The 17,700-nt window shown below is 69.7% G+C and carries 15 protein-coding genes; 7 read left to right on the top strand and 8 right to left on the bottom strand.

Annotation, left to right across the window (positions count from 1 at the left end; translation table 11 throughout):
- Positions 1 to 123: 123 nt before the first annotated feature.
- Complete coding sequence (locus tag QN350_RS08780; protein ID WP_322139175.1) at positions 124 to 1,308, bottom strand: FAD-dependent oxidoreductase; 1,185 nt, start codon at positions 1,306 to 1,308, stop codon at positions 124 to 126.
- A 206-nt stretch (positions 1,309 to 1,514) separates the two neighbouring features.
- On the opposite strand from QN350_RS08780, the gene QN350_RS08775 reads away from it, so the two are divergent.
- On the top strand, positions 1,515 to 2,891 hold the full coding sequence (locus QN350_RS08775; protein WP_322139174.1) for an L-serine ammonia-lyase: 1,377 nt from the start codon (positions 1,515 to 1,517) through the stop codon (positions 2,889 to 2,891).
- 411 nt (positions 2,892 to 3,302) lie between these two features.
- On the opposite strand, the gene QN350_RS08770 is transcribed toward QN350_RS08775, so the two are convergent.
- Entirely contained in the window at positions 3,303 to 4,355 is a 1,053-nt protein-coding gene (locus QN350_RS08770) for a Gfo/Idh/MocA family oxidoreductase (RefSeq protein WP_322139173.1), read from the bottom strand.
- 100 nt (positions 4,356 to 4,455) lie between these two features.
- Complete coding sequence (locus QN350_RS08765) at positions 4,456 to 6,954, bottom strand: DEAD/DEAH box helicase (RefSeq protein ID WP_322139172.1); 2,499 nt, start codon at positions 6,952 to 6,954, stop codon at positions 4,456 to 4,458.
- Between the two features lie 149 nt (positions 6,955 to 7,103).
- Between QN350_RS08765 and QN350_RS08760 the strand changes: the two genes are divergently transcribed.
- Positions 7,104 to 8,705: a molybdopterin-dependent oxidoreductase gene (locus tag QN350_RS08760; protein ID WP_322139171.1), complete on the top strand. Its 1,602-nt coding sequence runs from the start codon at positions 7,104 to 7,106 to the stop codon at positions 8,703 to 8,705.
- 170 nt (positions 8,706 to 8,875) lie between these two features.
- A complete protein-coding gene (locus tag QN350_RS08755) occupies positions 8,876 to 9,265 on the top strand; it encodes a TraR/DksA family transcriptional regulator (RefSeq protein ID WP_281534215.1) in 390 nt (129 codons plus the stop codon).
- Here QN350_RS08755 and QN350_RS08750 read toward each other — a convergent pair.
- The 5 genes from QN350_RS08750 to QN350_RS08730 form a co-directional block, all read right to left on the bottom strand.
- A complete protein-coding gene (locus QN350_RS08750) occupies positions 9,262 to 9,453 on the bottom strand; it encodes a DUF202 domain-containing protein (protein WP_322139170.1) in 192 nt (63 codons plus the stop codon). The two genes, QN350_RS08755 and QN350_RS08750, sit on opposite strands and share 4 nt — an antisense overlap.
- Before the next feature lie 96 nt (positions 9,454 to 9,549).
- Positions 9,550 to 9,909: a YidH family protein gene (locus QN350_RS08745; RefSeq protein ID WP_322140393.1), complete on the bottom strand. Its 360-nt coding sequence runs from the start codon at positions 9,907 to 9,909 to the stop codon at positions 9,550 to 9,552.
- Between the two features lie 4 nt (positions 9,910 to 9,913).
- A complete protein-coding gene (locus QN350_RS08740) occupies positions 9,914 to 11,905 on the bottom strand; it encodes an ABC transporter ATP-binding protein (protein ID WP_416173022.1) in 1,992 nt (663 codons plus the stop codon).
- A complete protein-coding gene (locus tag QN350_RS08735; RefSeq protein WP_322139169.1) occupies positions 11,902 to 13,635 on the bottom strand; it encodes an ABC transporter ATP-binding protein in 1,734 nt (577 codons plus the stop codon). The genes QN350_RS08740 and QN350_RS08735 overlap by 4 nt, the downstream gene beginning before the upstream one ends.
- 8 nt (positions 13,636 to 13,643) lie before the next feature.
- The gene (locus tag QN350_RS08730; protein WP_322139168.1) at positions 13,644 to 14,309 is read right to left on the bottom strand and encodes a TetR/AcrR family transcriptional regulator; all 666 of its coding nucleotides are present in this window, start codon (positions 14,307 to 14,309) and stop codon (positions 13,644 to 13,646) included.
- A 123-nt stretch (positions 14,310 to 14,432) separates the two neighbouring features.
- On the opposite strand from QN350_RS08730, the gene QN350_RS08725 reads away from it, so the two are divergent.
- The 4 genes from QN350_RS08725 (at position 14,433) to QN350_RS08710 (ending at position 17,547) form a co-directional block, all read left to right on the top strand.
- A complete protein-coding gene (locus tag QN350_RS08725; protein WP_322139167.1) occupies positions 14,433 to 14,993 on the top strand; it encodes a TetR/AcrR family transcriptional regulator in 561 nt (186 codons plus the stop codon).
- A 126-nt stretch (positions 14,994 to 15,119) separates the two neighbouring features.
- The gene (locus QN350_RS08720) at positions 15,120 to 16,208 is read left to right on the top strand and encodes a medium chain dehydrogenase/reductase family protein (protein WP_323516133.1); all 1,089 of its coding nucleotides are present in this window, start codon (positions 15,120 to 15,122) and stop codon (positions 16,206 to 16,208) included.
- Positions 16,209 to 16,429: 221 nt separating this feature from the next.
- On the top strand, positions 16,430 to 16,930 hold the full coding sequence (locus QN350_RS08715) for a methylated-DNA--[protein]-cysteine S-methyltransferase (protein ID WP_281534210.1): 501 nt from the start codon (positions 16,430 to 16,432) through the stop codon (positions 16,928 to 16,930).
- Positions 16,927 to 17,547 (top strand): DNA-3-methyladenine glycosylase I, encoded by a 621-nt coding sequence (locus tag QN350_RS08710; protein ID WP_322139165.1) that lies wholly within the window; start codon positions 16,927 to 16,929, stop codon positions 17,545 to 17,547. Before QN350_RS08715 ends, QN350_RS08710 begins: the two co-directional genes overlap by 4 nt.
- Positions 17,548 to 17,700 lie beyond the last annotated feature (153 nt).

Below are 17,700 nucleotides of genomic sequence, written 5' to 3'. Positions count from 1 at the left end.
CGGGTGCCGCGAGCGCGGGTGCCGCGAGCGCGGGTGCCGCGAGCGCGGGTGCCGCGAGCGCGGGTGCCGCGCGGGCGGGTGCCGCGAGCGCGGGTGCCGCGCGGGCGGGTGCCGCGCGGCGCATCAGCCGCGGGCGAGCCAGCCGCCCGGGCCGGCGTTGGGCGTGCGGGACAGGGCGAAACGGGGCGGCGCGGCCGCGGCATCCGTGGCCAGGTCCGCGAGGATCCTCCCGACCGTGGGCGTGAACTTGAACCCGTGCCCGCTGAAGCCGGCACCGACGGTGACGGGCCCGACCCGGTCGAGCACGAAGTCCTCGTCGGGCGTCGTCGTGTACGTGCAGCTGACCGGCACGAGCACATCCGCGTCGGCACCGGGCAGCCATTCGCGAACATAGCGCTGCAAGGACGCAAGCTGCACGGGCTCGGGCAGGAAGCTGCGCCGGTCGGGGTCGGTGACCGGACCGACGCCGTGCCAGCCGGCCTTGATCCCCTCTCCCGGGGTGTGCATGCCGTAGACCGGGGAGTACCAGTACCCGTAGTCCGGGTTGGCGGTGTCGCGGGCGTGGTTGAAGCCGGGCCAGTCCTGCGTCGCAGTGCCGCGCAGCGCGAAGTGCGCCGGCTGTTCCTGCGTCACCCGCAGCCTCGGCACTGAGACCACGCCATTCAGCAGCGCGGACGTCCACGCTCCGACGGTGACGACGACGTGTCGCGCTTCGATGACACTACTTTCCGTCATCACGCGCACCCGGTCGTCCCCGAGTACCTCGACCCGCAGTACCCGCACACCGTGGCGGATCTCCGCCCCTGCGGCTGCCGCGGCCCCCTGCAGCGCCGACACCGCCGCATCCGCGTTGATCCGCCCGGCGTCGGGGTTGTGCAGCACCCGGCCGTCGAAGCGGATGCCCGGCCAGCGCTCCCCCGCCGCCTCCGGAGAGAGGAACTCGGCCCCGAGCCCCGCCGAACGCAGTGCGTCGGCGACGTCGTCGAACGCCGGGTTCGGCCCGTGGTTGACCACGCCGACCTGGTCGAAGACCGCGGTCTCGGACTCGGCCTCGAGCTCGCGCCAGAGCGGTACGGCCTCGGCGAGCATGCCGACGTAGGTCGGGTCGGAGTACGCCGTGTTGAAGTTGCGCGATGCGCCGTGGGAGGCGCCGTTCTTGTGTCCCGGTTCGAAACGCTCGAGCAGGAGTACGGGGAACCCGCGCCGGGCGAGCTGCCAGGCTGTCGCCGATCCCATCGCGCCACCGCCGATCACGACGGTGTCGACGTGCTCGATGGGCGCGGTGTGTCCAACTGATCCGAGGCTCATGCGCCCATCCTGCCAGCACCGGTGCGCCTGCCCGCCTCGACATGTCGTCCAGCGTCACAGACACGGGTGAGGTGTCGCAGATCGACCTTCGCGGCGCCCCTGAACGTCGATCTGCGACACCTCAGCACCCAACAGGCGCGTGGGTACACGGGAGCGGCGGCCGCGCGCCCCCGGACGAGGGCGGCCGACGCGCCTACGATGGACTGATGTCCGCGTATGTCTCGGCCCTCGACCTGTTCTCCATCGGGATCGGCCCCTCCAGCTCCCACACCGTCGGCCCGATGCGGGCCGCCCGCGCCTTCGCCGCGCACCTCACCGAAGGCGGCCGCCTCGGCGAGGTCACCCGGGTGAACTGCTCCCTCTACGGGTCGCTCGGCTCGACCGGGCTCGGCCATGGCACCCCCGACGCCGTCCTCGCCGGCCTCACCGGCCTGCACGCCGAGTCGTGCGACCCGGCCGCCGTGCACGGCACCTGGGCGGGCCTGGGCGAGGGTGCAACGCTGCTCCTCGATGGCCGGCATGAGATCTCCGTGGAACACGGCGACATCCGCTTCGAACCGCGCACCCGGCTGCCCGGCCACCCCAACGCGCTCACCCTGCAGGCGTGGTCGGCGACGGATGCCCTCCCCCTGCTCGAGGAGACCTGGTACTCGATCGGGGGCGGCTTCATCCGCCGCGAAGGCGACCCGATGATCCCGCCGGCGACGTCTCCCCGGCCGATGGACTACGACTCGAGCGCAGAGCTGCTCGCACTGTGCGACGCCCTCGGGGTCGACATCGCCGCGATCGCCCGCGAGAACGAGGAGTCCATCCACGGGGCCGAAGCGCTCGACGCCGGGCTCGACGCGATCTGGGACGCCATGCACGTCTGCGTCGAGGCCGGACTGGCCACGGCCGGCACCCTTCCCGGTGGCCTGAAGGTCAAGCGCCGGGCCGCGGCCATTCGCATGCAGCTCGAGGAATATGAACTGCTCCCCCTGCGCGAACGGGACACCTCGACCGAGTGGCTGCACGCCTTCGCACTCGCCGTCAACGAGGAGAACGCCTCAGGCGGCCGCGTCGTCACGGCCCCGACCAACGGGGCGGCGGGCATCATCCCCGCCGTCGGGCACTACTACCTGCGTTTCGTCCCCGGGGCGAATGCCGCGGGCATCCGCCGTTACCTGCTCACGGCGGCCGCGATCGGTTCACTGGTGAAGGCCAACGCCTCCATCTCCGGTGCGGAGGGCGGCTGCCAGGCCGAGGTTGGATCCGCGTGCGCCATGGCCTCCGGCGCGCTCTGCGCTGTGCTCGGCGGCACCCCGCGCCAGGTCGAGAACGCCGCCGAGATCGCGATGGAGCACCACCTCGGGCTCACCTGCGACCCGGTCGGCGGCCTCGTGCAGGTGCCGTGCATCGAGCGCAACGCGATCGCGTCGTCGACGGCGGTCTCCGCCGCCCGTCTCGCCCTGCACGGCGACGGCACTCACCTCGTCTCCCTCGACACCGTCATCGAGACGATGCGCCAGACCGGACTCGACATGATGACCAAGTACAAGGAGACGAGCGAAGGTGGTCTCGCCGTCAACGTGATCGAATGCTGATCCGGCGGATTCCGGGCGATTTCGCACGGGATTCCCCGCACCTGGACACGGCACCCACAGGCCGCACGCACCGGACCGGAAGCTTCGCACGTGAGGGTGGTCTTGCCGCCGGATGAGACGCTCGGAAATCCGCACCCCTCGTTCAGGCAATCCACACCGCTCGTTCATCTCGGTGAACGAGAGTACAACCAGTCCCAACGTGTTGGGGCACTGAAGCTGACCGGCATCGGTCGGACCAGAAGAACGTGATGCGCGGGCGAGCACACGTTCGACCGGTCCGGCCGGGGCCGGTCGCTTGCTTTAACGCCCGCCGCCGCCCACCTGTACCTTTTCCGCCGAGAATCGTCGGTGCAACGGCGATCCTCGGCGCGAACGGCACATCTCGCGGGGCTGCAGGTGAGCGGATGCCGCCTACCGGGTCTGACGGAAGATCCGTTCGATGATCCCGACCACGCGGAGCGAGTCCTCCGGGTCGACGGGAGCGGGCGCGCCGCGTAGCAGTGAGTCGGCGACTCCCCGGTAGAAGGCCGCGTAGTCGCCGGGTTCCGTGGGCACCGCGTGCTGGGCGCCGTCGAGCCCGAGCATGCCCCAGGCCGACTCGTGTTCGATGCCGAAGCCGGCATCCGTCGGAAGCGCGCCGGCGGCCAGCGTGGCCTCCTGGCCGTCGAGGCCCCACTTCGTGTACCCGGACTCAGAGCCCAGCACGTGGAAGCGCGGCCCGACCTGGGCGGCGGTCCCGTTCATCCACAGGTGCGACCGCACCCCCGAACCGTGGTGCAGTGACACGAAGGTGTCGTCGTCGGCGTTCCCGCCGGGAACGCGGGTCGCGATCTCGGCGTAGACGTTGTCGATCGGCCCGAAGAGCTGCAGGGCCTGGTCGATCAGGTGCGCGCCGAGGTCGAAGAGGATCCCGCCGCCCTCACGGACGCCTGCACTCGCCTTCCACGCCTTGGCCGAGGGTGTCGGGCGCCAGAACTCGAACCGCGACTCGAAGTGCCGCACCTCGCCGAGGGCGCCCTCATCGATAAGTGCCTTCAGGGTCAGGAAGTCGCCGTCCCAACGCCGGTTCTGGAAAACGGTGAGCAGCAGGCCGAGCCGTTTGGCCTTCTCGATGAGGCCCTGACCGACGATGCTCGTCGGGGCGAACGGCTTGTCGATGACGACGGCGAGGCCCGCGTCGAGCGCGGCATGGGCGAGTTCCACGTGGGTGCCCGGCGGGGAGCCGATCACGACGAGGTCGAGGTCGTCCGCGGCGGCGATGAGCTCGTCGACGGTGTGCATCAGGCGCACGCCCGGATAGGTCTCTGCCGCCTGCTGGCGCCGCACGGGATCGCTCGTGACGATCGCGTCGAGGGAGAATTCGGGGTTCGCGGCGAGGAACGGGCTGTGGAACACCCTCCCGGAGAGACCGAAGCCGATCACGGCGGATCGGATCGGGCGGGCGATGATCTCTGCTGCACTCATGCCTCCCACGCTACTCCGCGGGGCACCGGCCGTCCGCCGCAGCGGCGCCCGACCCGACCCGGCACCGGCCCGGCCGAGCCCTGCCCTGCCCTGCCCTGCCTCAGAGCCGGTTGACCGCAGTGACCCGCACGTGCGCGGCGCCGAGTTCGTCCGATTCGGCGAGGTCGATCGTCGCGCTGATCCCCCAGTCGTGGTCGCCCGCCGGGTCGTCGAGAATCTGCCGCACGGTCCACTCCGTTGCGCCCTCGTCGAGGATCAGCATGCCGGAGCCGCGCGCGTTCGCGCCGGTCAGAACCTCGTCGTGTTCGGCGAAGTAACCGTCCATGGCGTCACCCCAGGCATCCGCCGTGAAGCCGTGCTCGCGGTCGAGCTCGCCGAGCGCGTCGTAGTTCTCGAGCGCCGCGAGCTGAACGCGCCGGAACAACTCGTTGCGCACGAGGATCCGGAAGGCGCGCACGTTCGTGGTGAGCCGGCGCGGGGGCGGCGGCAGCACCGAGACGGCGCCGGCTTCGTGCGCCTCGAGGTCGGGGTGGATGAGCTCCTCCCACTCGTCGAGGAGGCTCGAGTCGACCTGGCGCACGAGTTCACCGAGCCACTCGATCAGGTCGAGCAGGTCCTCGGTCTTGGCCTCGTCCGGGATGGTCTGCCGGGCGGCCCGGTAGGCGTCGGACAGGTAGCGCAGCACGACGCCCTCTGAACGGGCGAGCTTGTAGAACGCGATGAACTCGCCGAACGACATCGCCCGTTCGTACATGTCGCGCACGACGGTCTTGGGGCTCAGCTCGAAGTCCGCGATCCACGGCTGCGATTCCTTGTAGGTCGTGAAGGTGTAGGTCAGCAGCTCCTCGAGGGGCTTCGGCCAGGTGATCTCCTCGAGCAGGGCCATCCGCTCGTCGTACTCGATGCCCTCGCGCTTCATCGCGTTGACGGCCTCGCCGCGGGCTGCGAACTGCTGGCCCATCAGCACCGGGCGCGGGTCGTCGAGGGTCGCCTCGACGATGGACATCATGTCGAGCGCGTAGGTCGGCGACTCGGGGTCGAGCAGGTCGAACGCGGCGAGCGCGAATGGGGAGAGCGGCTGGTTGAGGGCGAAGTTCGGCTGCAGGTCGACAGTCAGGCGGATGTCGCCGCTCGCGCTCTGCTCGACGATCCCGGCCGCGCGCAGCGTCTTGTAGATGCCGAGGGCACGACGGGCGTGCGCGAGCTGGCGCTTCCACGGTTCGTGGTTGTCGAAGACGAGCTCGTAGACGTGCGAGAAGGCGTCTCCGCCGCGGCCGATCACGTTGATCAGCATCGCGGCGGTCATCTGCATGCTCGAGTGCAGTGTCTCCGGCTCGGCGTTGACCAGGCGCTGGAAGGAGGGCTCGCCCCAGGAGACGAAGCCCTCCGGCGCCTTCTTGCGGATGATCTTGCGCTTCTTCTTCGGGTCGTCCCCGGCCTTCTCGATCGCCTTGAGGTTCTCGGTCTCGTGGTCGGGCGCCTGGATCACGACCGTCCCGGCGGTGTCGTAGCCGGCCCGGCCGGCGCGCCCGGCGATCTGGTGGAACTCGCGGGCGTTGAGCTGGCGCATCTTGACGCCGTCGTATTTGGTCAGCGCGGTGAAGAGCACCGTTCGGATCGGCACGTTGATGCCGACCCCGAGGGTGTCGGTGCCGCAGATCACCCGGAGCAGGCCGCGCTGGGCGAGCTGTTCGACGAGACGCCGGTACTTCGGCAGCATGCCGGCGTGGTGCACGCCGATGCCCATCCGAATCAGCCTGGACAGGGTCTTGCCGAAGCTCGTCGTGAACCGGAACTCGCCGATCAGCTCCGCGATCGCTTCCTTCTGCTCCTTGGTCGCGACCTTGACGCTCGAGAGCGCCTGCGCGCGCTCGAGCGCGGCGGCCTGGGAGAAGTGCACGATGTAGACGGGCGCCTGGCCGGTCTTGAGCAGGTCCTCGACGGTCTCGTGCACGGGCGTGGTCTCGTAGTAGTAGTTGAGCGGGACCGGGCGTTCGACTCCGGTGACGACCGCGACCGTGCGGCCGGTGCGGCGGGCGAGGTCGTCGGCGATCTCGGTCACGTCGCCGAGGGTCGCGCTCATCAGGATGAACTGCACCCGGGGCAGCAGCAGGAGCGGCACCTGCCACGCCCAGCCGCGGTCCGGGTCGCCGTAGAAGTGAAACTCGTCCATCACGACCTGGTCGACCTGGGTGTCCTCGCCGCTGCGGAGGGCGAGGTTCGCGAGGATCTCGGCCGTGCAGCAGATGATCGGGGCGTCCGAGTTGACCGAGGAGTCCCCGGTCATCATCCCGACGTTCTCCGCACCGAAGATCTCGACGAGGGAGAAGAATTTCTCGCTCACGAGCGCCTTGATCGGCGCGGTGTAGAAGCTGCGCTTGCCGGCGGAGAGTGCGGCGAAGTGCGCGCCCACCGCGACGAGCGATTTTCCGGTGCCCGTCGGGGTGCTCAGGATCAGGTTCGCCCCCGAGACGATCTCGATCAGCGCTTCCTCCTGGGCGGGATACAGCGAGAGGCCCTGGTCGGTCGCCCACCCTTCGAACGCCGCGAAGAGGGCATCGGGATCGGTGACGGACGGGAGGGCGCTCAGAGTTGCCATGATCCTTCGATCCTGCCCTATCGCGCTGGTCGTTGCCTCCGGAAGGCCGGGCGCAGGAGGGAACGGGCTGGCGAAGCTCTGGCAAAACCACCAGCGAATCGTAAGGAATGCGCGGGCGCGCCCCCGCGCGGCCGCCCTAGGCTGAACGGATGACCGGCCCCGACACGCGCACGCCCTCCCCTGGTTCCCGCGCGCGCAAGACCGGGAACCGCGGCCGCACCGGACTCGCCGCCCTCGCCGGGATCGCGGCCGCCCTCGCCGGGCTCGGCGCCGCCGAGCTGGCCGCCGCCCTGCTCGCGCCGGCCGGCAGCCCGGTCCTCGCCGTCGGCGCCCTCGTGATCGACCTTGTGCCCGGCTGGGTGAAGGAACTCGTCATCGCCCTGTTCGGCACGAACGACAAGACCGTGCTGATCGTGACCCTCGCCCTCGGCGCCGCCGTGCTCGCCGCGGCGGCCGGGATGCTCGAACTCGTGCGCCCGCCGCTCGGGCGGGTGCTCACGGTCGCGGCGGGTGGCCTCGCCGTCTTCGCCGTGCTCAGCAGGTCGAGCGCCTCGACCCTCGACGCGCTTCCCGGTGTCGTCGCGATGGTCGTCGCGGCCGTGCTTCTCACCGTGCTGATCACCCGGCTCCGCGCCGAAACGGCACCCGCACCGGCACACACTGGGCCGGGCGGCGCCACCGTGGACCGCCGGCGTTTCCTCGCATACACGGGCACGAGCGCGGCCCTCGGCGCGGTAGCCCTGGTGATCGGGCAGGTCGTGTCCGCAGGCACCCGGGCAGCGGATGCCGCCCGCGCGCTCTTCACCCTGCCCGCGCCCTCCGTCACCGCGCCCGCGATCCCGCCTGCGGCATCCGTCGCCGTGGACGGCATCTCGCCGCTCATCACCGCCAACGCGGACTTCTACCGGATCGACACCGCCCTCCAGGTGCCCCGGATCGACCCGAGCACGTGGTCGCTCAAGGTCACCGGGATGGTCGAGAACGAGGTCGAAATGAGCTTCGCCGACCTGCTCGCCCTGCCCCTCGAGGAGAGCACGACCACCCTGATGTGCGTCTCGAACCCGGTCGGCGGCGACTTGATCGGCAACGCGACCTGGCTCGGCTACCCGATCCGGAACCTGCTCGCCCGGGCCGTGCCGACCGCGGGCGCCGACATGGTGCTCTCCCGCAGCCAGGACGGCTGGACCGCGAGCACCCCTCTCGAGGTCCTCACCGACGAGAACCGCAACGCGATTCTCGCCGTGGGCATGAACGGTGTCCCGCTCCCGCTCGAGCACGGCTACCCGGTGCGGCTGGTCGTGCCCGGCCTCTACGGCTACGTGTCGGCCACGAAGTGGGTCGTCGAACTCAACGTCACCCGGTTCGACCAGCACACCGCGTACTGGACCGACCGCGGCTGGTCCGAGCGGGGCCCGGTCAAGCTGTCCTCCCGGATCGACGTGCCGCGCTCGGGCGCCAGGGCCGGAGCCGGAACAGTGACCGTCGCGGGTGTCGCGTGGGCCCAGCACACCGGCATCCGCGGGGTGCAGGTGCAGGTCGACGGCGGCGCCTGGGAAGAGGCGACCCTCGCAGCGGCGATCTCGGCCGATACCTGGCGCCAGTGGACGTGGTCGTGGCCTGCGACGGCCGGCTCGCACACCCTCCGGGTCCGGGCGACGGATGCCGCCGGCCTTGTCCAGACGGATGTCCGCCAGGACGTCATTCCCGACGGTGCGACGGGTCTCGACGAGGTCACCGTCACAATCAAGTAGGGGCCGCGGCTCCACCCGCCCCTCGAGGCGACCTCCCTTCACCGAGGCAGGTCTGTGCACGTTGTGCACCGCTGCGCAAGCCCCGAGACAGCCCGGAATGCCGGGCGTATTCTCGTCAGAACATTCTGGCTGCCCGTTCCAGGGACCGCCTCAGCGCGAAAGGACCTATCATGCGCACCCAAGCCAACTTCACCGCCGCAGAGCTCCGGCACTTCGAGCGCCTTCTCCTCGAGGAACGCCACGACGCCTTCCTGGCCATGGGCCGCATGGACCAGACCCTCTCCGGGGTGCTCGACGCCCGCAACAGCGGCACCGACGACGACGAGCACGACCCCGACGGCCCGACGCTCACGATGGAGTGGTCCCGGATGTCGGGGGTGCACAGCGAGCTCGCTGCGAAGTCCGCGGCGATCGACCGCGCCCTCTCCCGGATCCGCGAGGGCGCGTACGGCCTCTGCGTGCGCCGCGGCGAGCCGATCAGCCACGAACGGCTCGAGGCCCGTCCGGCTGCGGAGCTCTGCATCGACTGCGCCCGCGAGGTCGAGGCCGGGGCGCGCTAGCAGCGCGGGAGCAGCGCATGCCGACGGTAGACGACGGCCACGACACCCACGAGCGGCGCCGCGAACCGCACTCCGGCCGCCACGGCGACGGCGAGCGCGAGCACCGTGCGCTGCCACGCGAGCAGGGTCCGTTCGGGCTGCAGTCCGGGGTCGAACGGATGCTCGGCGTCCTCCGGTGCCTCCGTCACGACCCCGCCCGCCGGCATCCGCTCACCGGAACTGACCGCCGTTCACGAGACGGCACCCCGTCACAGGACTGCGCCGCTTCACAAGACTGCGCCGCTTCACAGAAACAAGCCCGCGAAGATGAGCAGCCCGCCGACCACGATGCCGACGGCGAGCACGCCGGACAGCGCGGGGGCCGGCAACGGGCGGTCCTCGCGGAGGGCGCGTTCGATCCGGCTCCAGTTCAGCCAGGCGTGCACGGGCACGAGCAGGCCGAGCGCGAGGAAGAGGACGGCCGCCGCGACCCGGAAGTCACCCCGGAGCGGCAGTTCGAGCACCCCGAGACCGACGCCGACCGCGAGGAGGGCGAGCGCCGTGCGGATCCAGGCGAGGAAGGTGCGCTCGTTGGCGAGGCTGAACCGGGGGTCCGGTTCCCGGCCGTGTCCGTAGACCGACCGGGGAAACCGTCCTTCGGGTATCTTGCTAGACCTCGTCGGCGACGGGAGCGGCGAACTGCGAGTTGTAGAGGGCGAAGTACGCGCCCCCGGCGAGCAGCAGTTCCTCGTGCGTGCCCAGTTCGACGATCCGGCCGGACTCCATCACGAGGATGAGGTCGGCGTCGCGGATCGTGGAGAGCCGGTGCGCGATGACGAAGCTCGTGCGATCGGCGCGGAGCGCGCTCATCGCCTTCTGCACGAGCACCTCGGTGCGGGTGTCGACGGAACTCGTCGCCTCGTCGAGGATCAGCACGCTCGGCTTCGCGAGGAACGCCCGCGCGATCGTCAGCAACTGCTTCTCGCCGGCGCTGACGTTGCCGCCCTCGTCGTCGAGCACCGTGTCATAGCCGTCCGGCAGCGAGTGCACGAACCGGTCGACGTAGGTGGCGCGTGCGGCGGCCTGGATGTCCTCCTCCGACGCCTCGGGGCGGCCGTAGGCGATGTTCTCGCGGATCGTGCCGCCGAACAGCCAGGTGTCCTGCAGGACCATGCCCATCCTGCCGCGCAGGTCGTCCCGGGTCATCTTTGCGATGTCGGTTCCGTCGAGGGTGATCCGGCCGGAGTCGAGCTCGTAGAAGCGCATCATCAGGTTGACCAGGGTCGTCTTGCCCGCCCCGGTCGGCCCGACGATCGCGACCGTCTGGCCGGGTTCCGCGACGAGGTTGATGTGCTCGATGAGCGGCTGGTCTGCCGAGTAGCTGAACGAGACGTCCTCGAAGGTGAGCCGGCCGTGGTTGTCCGTCGGGCTCTCAGCGGGCTCGGGGTCTGCGGTCTGCTCTTCGGCGTCGAGCAGGCTGAATACGCGCTCAGCGGATGCGACGCCGGACTGCAGCAGGTTGGCCATCGATCCGAGTTGCGCGAGCGGCTGGGTGAACTGGCGGGAGTACTGGATGAACGCCTGCACGTCACCGAGCTGCATGGCGCCGGAGGCGACCTGCAGTCCACCGACGACGGCGATGCCGACGTAGACGAGGTTGCCGATGAACGTCATCGAGGGCATGATCAGGCCGCTGATGAACTGGGCGCCGAAGCTCGCGACGTAGAGTTCCTCGTTCTTGGCCGCGAAGCGTTCCTCGACCTCCTTCTGGCGTCCGAAGACCTTGACGAGGGCGTGTCCGGTGAAGGTCTCCTCGATCTGGCCGTTGAGCTCGCCGGTGTTGGTCCACTGGCCGACGAAGAGCTTCTGGGAGCGCTTCGCGATCAGCATCGTCGTCACGAGGGTGAGCGGGATCGTGACGAGGGCGATCAGGGCCAGGAGCGGTGACAGCAGGAACATCATCACGATCACGCCGACCACGGTCAGCAGGGACGTGACGATCTGGCTCATCGACTGCTGCAGGCTCTGCGAGACGTTGTCGACGTCGTTGGTCACCCGGCTGAGCAGTTCACCGCGCTGTACGGTGTCGAAGTACTTGAGCGGGAGCCGGTTGATCTTCGCTTCGATCTCGGCACGGAGGCGGAACACCGTGCGCTGCACGACGCCGTTGAGCACGTAGGCCTGGATCCAGCTGAACGCCGAGGACAGCACGTAGAGGATCATCGCCCAGAGCAGCACGGTGGAGAGAGCGGCGAAGTCGATACCGAGACCAGGGGTCAGGGTCATGCCGCTCAGCAGGTCGGCCTTGCCGGTGTCGCCGGAGGCGCGGAGGCCGGCGATGACCTGGTCCTGGGTGACCCCGGCGGGCAGCGCCTTCGAGACGATGCCGGCGAAGATCAGGTTGGTGCCCTGGCCGAGAAGGCGCGGGCCGATCACGGAGAAGGTCACGCTGATGACGGCGAGCACGACGACGACCAGGAGCCAGAGCCGTTCCGGCCGGAGCTTGCCCATCAGGCGCTTCGCGGAGGGGCCGAAGTTCATGGCCTTCTCAACGGGCATGCTCATTCCGCCCATGGGGCCGTGGCCGTGGCCGGGGCCGCGCCCGCCGCCTGGCCCGCGGGCCGGCACTGCCGCCGCGGGACGTTCGGTTGACTCGCTCATGCTGCTTCCTCCGCTGTGAGCTGTGAAGACACGATTTCCTGGTAGGTCGTGTTGGTGTCGAGGAGCTCCGCGTGGGTGCCCCGTCCGACGATCCGGCCGTCCTCGAGAACAAGGATCTGGTCGGCGTCGATGATCGTCGACACTCGCTGGGCGACGATGATCATCGTGGCCCCGTCGGTGCCGACCTTGAGGGCCGCCCGGAGCCGGGCATCCGTCGCGAGGTCGAGCGCCGAGAACGAGTCATCGAAGATGTAGATCTCCGGCCTCTTGACCAGGGCCCGCGCGATCGCGAGCCGTTGCCGCTGCCCGCCGGAGACGTTGGTGCCGCCCTGGGAGATGGGCGCGTCGAGGCCCTCGGGCATTTCTTCGACGAAGTCCTTCGCCTGGGCGATCGTGAGCGCCTGCCAGAGTTCGGATTCGGTCGCGTCGGGCTTGCCATAGAGCAGGTTGCTGCGCACGGTGCCGGAGAACAGGTAGGGCTTCTGCGGCACGAGGCCGATGTGGCCCCACAGCAGGTCCGGATTGAGCTCGCGCACGCCGACGCCGTCGACGAGCACGGTGCCGCTCGTCGCGTCGAAGAGCCGCGGGATCAGGTTGATCAGGGTGGTCTTTCCTGAGCCGGTGCTGCCGATGATGGCGGTCGTCTCGCCGGAACGGGCGAGGAAGCTCACGTTGCTGAGCACGGGCTGCGCGGCGCCGGGGTAGGCGAAGCCCACGTCGAGCAGTTCGAGCACTCCGTGGCCGATGGTCGCGTTGACCGGGTTGAGCGGCGGGACGACGCTCGACGGGGTGGCGAGCACCTCGCCGATGCGGTCGGCGGAGACGGTCGCGCGCGGGATCATCACGGCCATGAAGGTCGCCATCATGACGGCCATCAGGATCTGCATCAGGTAGCTGAGGAACGCGATCAGCGTGCCGACCTGCATCGAGCCGTCCTGGATCCGGAAGGCGCCGAACCAGATCACGGCGACGCTCGACACGTTCAGCACGAGCATCACGATCGGGAACATCAGCGCCATCAGGCGACCGGCGCGGAGTGCCACATCGGTGACGTCCTCGTTGGCGACGGCGAACCGGGCCGTCTCACGGTCTTCGCGCACGAAGGCGCGAATCACCCGGATGCCGGTGAGCTGTTCCCGGAGGACCCGGTTGACGGTGTCGATCTTGACCTGCATGGTGCGGAACAGGGGAATCATCCGGACGATGATGAGCCCGACGGCGATGAGGAGAACCGGAACGCTCACGGCGATCAGCCAGGACAACTGCACGTCCTGGCGGATGGCCATGATCACGCCGCCGATCGAGAGGATCGGGGCGGAGACCATCAGGGTCGAGGTCATCAGCACGAGCATCTGCACCTGCTGCACGTCGTTCGTGGAGCGGGTGATCAGCGACGCGGCGCCGAACCGGGTCACCTCCTGCTCGGAGAACTCACCGACCCGGGTGAAGACCGCGCCGCGCAGGTCGCGGCCCAGGGCCATGGCCGACTTCGCGCCGAAGTAGACGGCGATGATCGAACAGACGATCTGCGCCAGGGTGATCAGCAGCATCAGGCCGCCGGTGCGGAGGATGTAGCCGGTGTCGCCGGTGGCGACGCCCTGGTCGATGATGTCGGCGTTGAGCGTCGGCAGGTACAGGGAGGCGATCGACTGCGCGAGCTGGAACACCACCACCGCCGTCAGGAGCCGCCAGTATGGCCGTAAGTACTTCACGAGTAATTTCCAGAGCATCGGGTCTCCTAGGGCAAAGCGGGGATAAGGGTGGAGGCTGTGGCCGGCGCGGACGCCGGGAAGGTTGTGTCGACGAGTGACGAGCCGGTCGCGGTCGAGCCGGGCGCCGGGATGCCGTCGATCCCGTGCAGGATCAGGGCGGCGATCTCGGCGTCGTCGAAATCGGGGCCGTTGCGGACGTGAGGGACCGACGCGGCCAGGGTCAGCATCCGGATCACCTGGGCCGCCCGCTCGGCGGACACCGTGAGCCGGTCGAGGTCCGGCGCGAGGATCCGCGCGATGATCTCGGCAAATTCCCGCCGGGAGTCGTCGCTGGGGTGCGGGCCGCGGTGCCCGATCACAGACATCAGGCTGAACACGGTCGTGAACCGGTCCCGCATCAGGGCGACGATCGCGGTAATGCGTTCCTCGAGGGGCAGGGTGGTGTCGATGCCGCGCAGCCGACGCCGGAACGGCTCGGGGTCGACCTGCCGGGCGACGACCGCATCGATCAGGTCGTCCTTGCTGTCGAAGGCCCGAAAGATGGTGCCCTCTGCGATGCCCGCCCGGTCGGCGATCTGCCGGGTCGTGACGGCGTTCCCGTGCTCCAGCAGCAGCGGCAGGGTCGCGTCGATGAGCATCGCCCTCCGGTCCTCGACCGGCAGCGGCTTGGCACGGGGCGGCTTGGCTGACATGCTCTCAGCATAGATGAGTGAGCGCTCACTCACAAGCGGATGCCCGCCGAATTTCTCGTGAACGGCCGTCGGCATTCACGATTCGCTTGCGCTTGCAGAATGAGTGAGTGTACAGTCACTCACATGCCAGCCCCCGCCGTTCGCCTGTCCACCGCCGAAGCTCGCCGATCGATCGTGATCGACAGCGCCATCCAGGTGTTCTCGCTGACCGGCTACCTCGGCACACCGATCGCGGCGATCGCCGAACACGCCCGCATCTCCCCCGCCTACGTCTCCAAGCTGTTCCCGAACAAGGAGGCGCTCTTCGTCGCCGCACTCGACGAGTGCTTCGACCGCGCCGGGGCAGCCCTTTCCCGCGGGGCGGAGACCAGCGTCGACCGGAGCCCCGACGGCATCCTCTCCGCGATGGGCGGGGCGTATGCCGATCTGATCGCCGACCGGTCGCTACTGATGCTCCAGGTGCACGCACAGTCCGCAGCCACCGTTCCCGAGATCGGTGCGGCGCTCCGGCGCGGTATCGAGGCGATCACGACCATGGTCCGCTCGAGCTCCGGAGCCACGGACGAGGCCGTGCAGCGCTTCGTCGCCTACGGCCAGCTCTGCCACCTCATCGTCACTACCGGACTCGACGAGGTGCCGGCCGAGTGGGCGCGCCTGCTCACGGCCGGCATCCGCCACCCCTGACCGGCCACCCTGCACCGGGTGCCGCAGCCCGACCCGGAATTCGTCTCGCATTCTTACTCTCGCAATCAGTGAGTGATCAGTCACCCACCTCCGTATCCCAACCGACACCGACACCAGGAGAACACCATGACGAACAACATCCGGCCCGAAATGACACCCGCGACGGCCCCCGCTTCACCGAACTCGTCGCCCACCCTCACGACCGAGATCGTGCTGCCCGGCATCGTCGAACCGGACGGCTTCCAGATCCGGCGACGGATGCTGCCGGCTCCGTCCCGCGGCCAGGCGCGGGTGCGTGTCGAGGCGAGCGGCATCTCGTTCGCGGAACAGTCGATGCGCCGCGGACGCTACCCCGGCCAGCCGAAGTTCCCCTTCGTTCCCGGCTACGACCTCGTCGGTGTCGTCGAGGCGGTCAGCCCAGGAACGGATCCCGGTCTCGTCGGGCGTCGTGTCGCCGCCGCGACCAAGACCGGTGGTTGGGCGAGCGACGCGCTCGTGCCCGCCGCAGACCTCGTGCCCGTGCCCGCCCTGCTCGATGCAGCACTGGTCGAGTCCGTCATCGTCAACGGGATCACCGCCTGGCAGATGCTGCACCGGAAAGCACGCGTGAGGGGCGGCCAGACCATCCTCGTGCACGGTGCGAGTGGCGGGGTCGGCACGATCCTCGTGCAGCTCGCCATCCACTCGGGAATCCGGGTGATCGGCACGGCAGCTCCCCGGCACCACGACGCCCTCCGTGACCTCGGGGTCGAGCCGGTCGACTACACCGACCCGAACCTCGCTGCCCGCGTCCGCGAACTCGCCCCCGGCGGCGTCGACGCCGCCTTCGACCACCTCGGCCTCGCGAGCGCACGACTCTCGAAGAGCCTGCTCGCCCGCGGCGGCACCCTGGTGTCGTACGGCATAGCCTCTGCCCTCAAGGACACCGGGTCGCTCCTGCCGCTCTTCATCGGGCTGCTCGCCCGGCTCACTCTCTGGAACACCCAGCCCAACGGCCAGCGAGCCCTGTTCTACGATTTCTGGGCCGGGCGCCGGATCATGCCGGCCGCCTTCCGCAGGCACCACAGGGAGGACCTCACCGCGGTCCTCGACCTTGTCGAACGCGGGATCGTGACCCCGCAGATCGCCGCACGGTTCCCCCTCATGGAGGCCGCGGAGGCGATGCGCCTCGCCGAGTCGCGCACCGTGCTCGGCAAGGTGGTCCTGCTCCCCTGAGGCGCGGTATCCGCCCGCCCGCTCTGTTCCCACTTCGAAACGCAGGACATCCGGGCCGTTGAGGCCACCACAGCCTCAGCGGCCCGATTCTCCTGCGTTTCGTACGGCTTGACGGACCGGGCACGGATGCGGCGCCTCCCCACCAGGCGCGGCTCACGCCGGGTTTTCCCGAGGTCCGAAACCCGCCAGAGGCACGCGCGGCCCCCGACTACAGTCGAACCATGGACAGCATCCCGACCGCCTTGATCCGTCTCCCCAGCCCCATCGGCCGGCTGGAACTCACCGGCGACGACGTCGGCGTCCTCACGCTCTCAATCGAGCGCGAGGGGCACCTGCCGCTCGAAGACCAGCCGGAGCACCCCTCCCCCGTTCTCGAGGAGGCAGCGAAACAGCTCACCGAGTACTTCGCCGGCACCCGCTCCCGATTCGACGTTCCGCTGCACCTCGCGGGCGGCACCGCATTCCAGCGCGCGGTCTGGGCCCGCCTCGACGAGCTCGACTACGGCACGGTCACGAGCTACGGCGAACTCGGCCTCTCCATCGACCGGCCGGGTTCCGGGCGCGCGATCGGTGGGGCCGTCGGCGCGAACCCGTTGCCGATCCTGATCGGCTGCCACCGCGTGCTTGCGAGCAACGGCCGCATCACCGGCTACAGCGGTGGCAGTGGTATCCCCACCAAGGAGTGGCTGCTCGCGCACGAGGGCATCGAGTACCGTTCGTGATCGACCCGGTGCCCGCAACCGGTGCTGTCGTAGCCGCTGCGGCGGCACCGCTCGCTCTTCGCACGGGCGAGGACGGCATCGTTCGCTGCGCGTGGGCCAACGGCGACCCGGAGTACCGCCGGTACCACGACGAGGAGTGGGGTCGCCCCCTCCGCGACAACGAACGGCTCTTCGAGAAGCTCTGCCTCGAGGGATTCCAGGCCGGGCTCTCCTGGATCACGATCCTCCGTCGCCGGCCGGCCTTCCGGGAGGCGTTCCACGGTTTCGACGTCGACCGAGTCGCGGCCATGACCGAATCCGACGTCGAGCGGCTCCTCGCCGACGCCGCCATCATCCGGCACCGCGGCAAGATCGAGGCCGCGATTGGCAATGCCCGGGTCACCCAGGGCCTCGGCGAGAGCCTCAGCGAGCTGATCTGGAGCTTCGCACCTCCCGCGCGTGCTGCCCGGCCGCGGGAACTCGGCGACGTGCCGGCGATCACCCCGGAGTCGACGGCGCTCAGCACAGAACTCCGCACCCGCGGCTACCGTTTCGTCGGCCCGACGACGATGTACGCGTTCATGCAGTCCGCCGGTCTCGTCGACGACCATATCGTCGGCTGCCACCGCGCCTCCTGACCCAGCGCCCTGGGCGTCGCGTCCGCTGGCCGCCGCGGGGCGCCGGGCCCCGGGCTGTGTAACCGCGCCACCGCATCCGCCGCCGAGCCGCGCTTCCTCAACCGCCCACGCGCCAGAAGCGCCGCTTCGCGCCAAGCCTGCCTGGCGCGAAGC

It is taken from the genome of Cryobacterium sp. 10I5, from assembly GCF_035019865.1.
GTDB lineage: Bacteria > Actinomycetota > Actinomycetes > Actinomycetales > Microbacteriaceae > Cryobacterium > Cryobacterium breve_A.
This window is presented reverse-complemented; position numbering and strand designations above follow the sequence as displayed.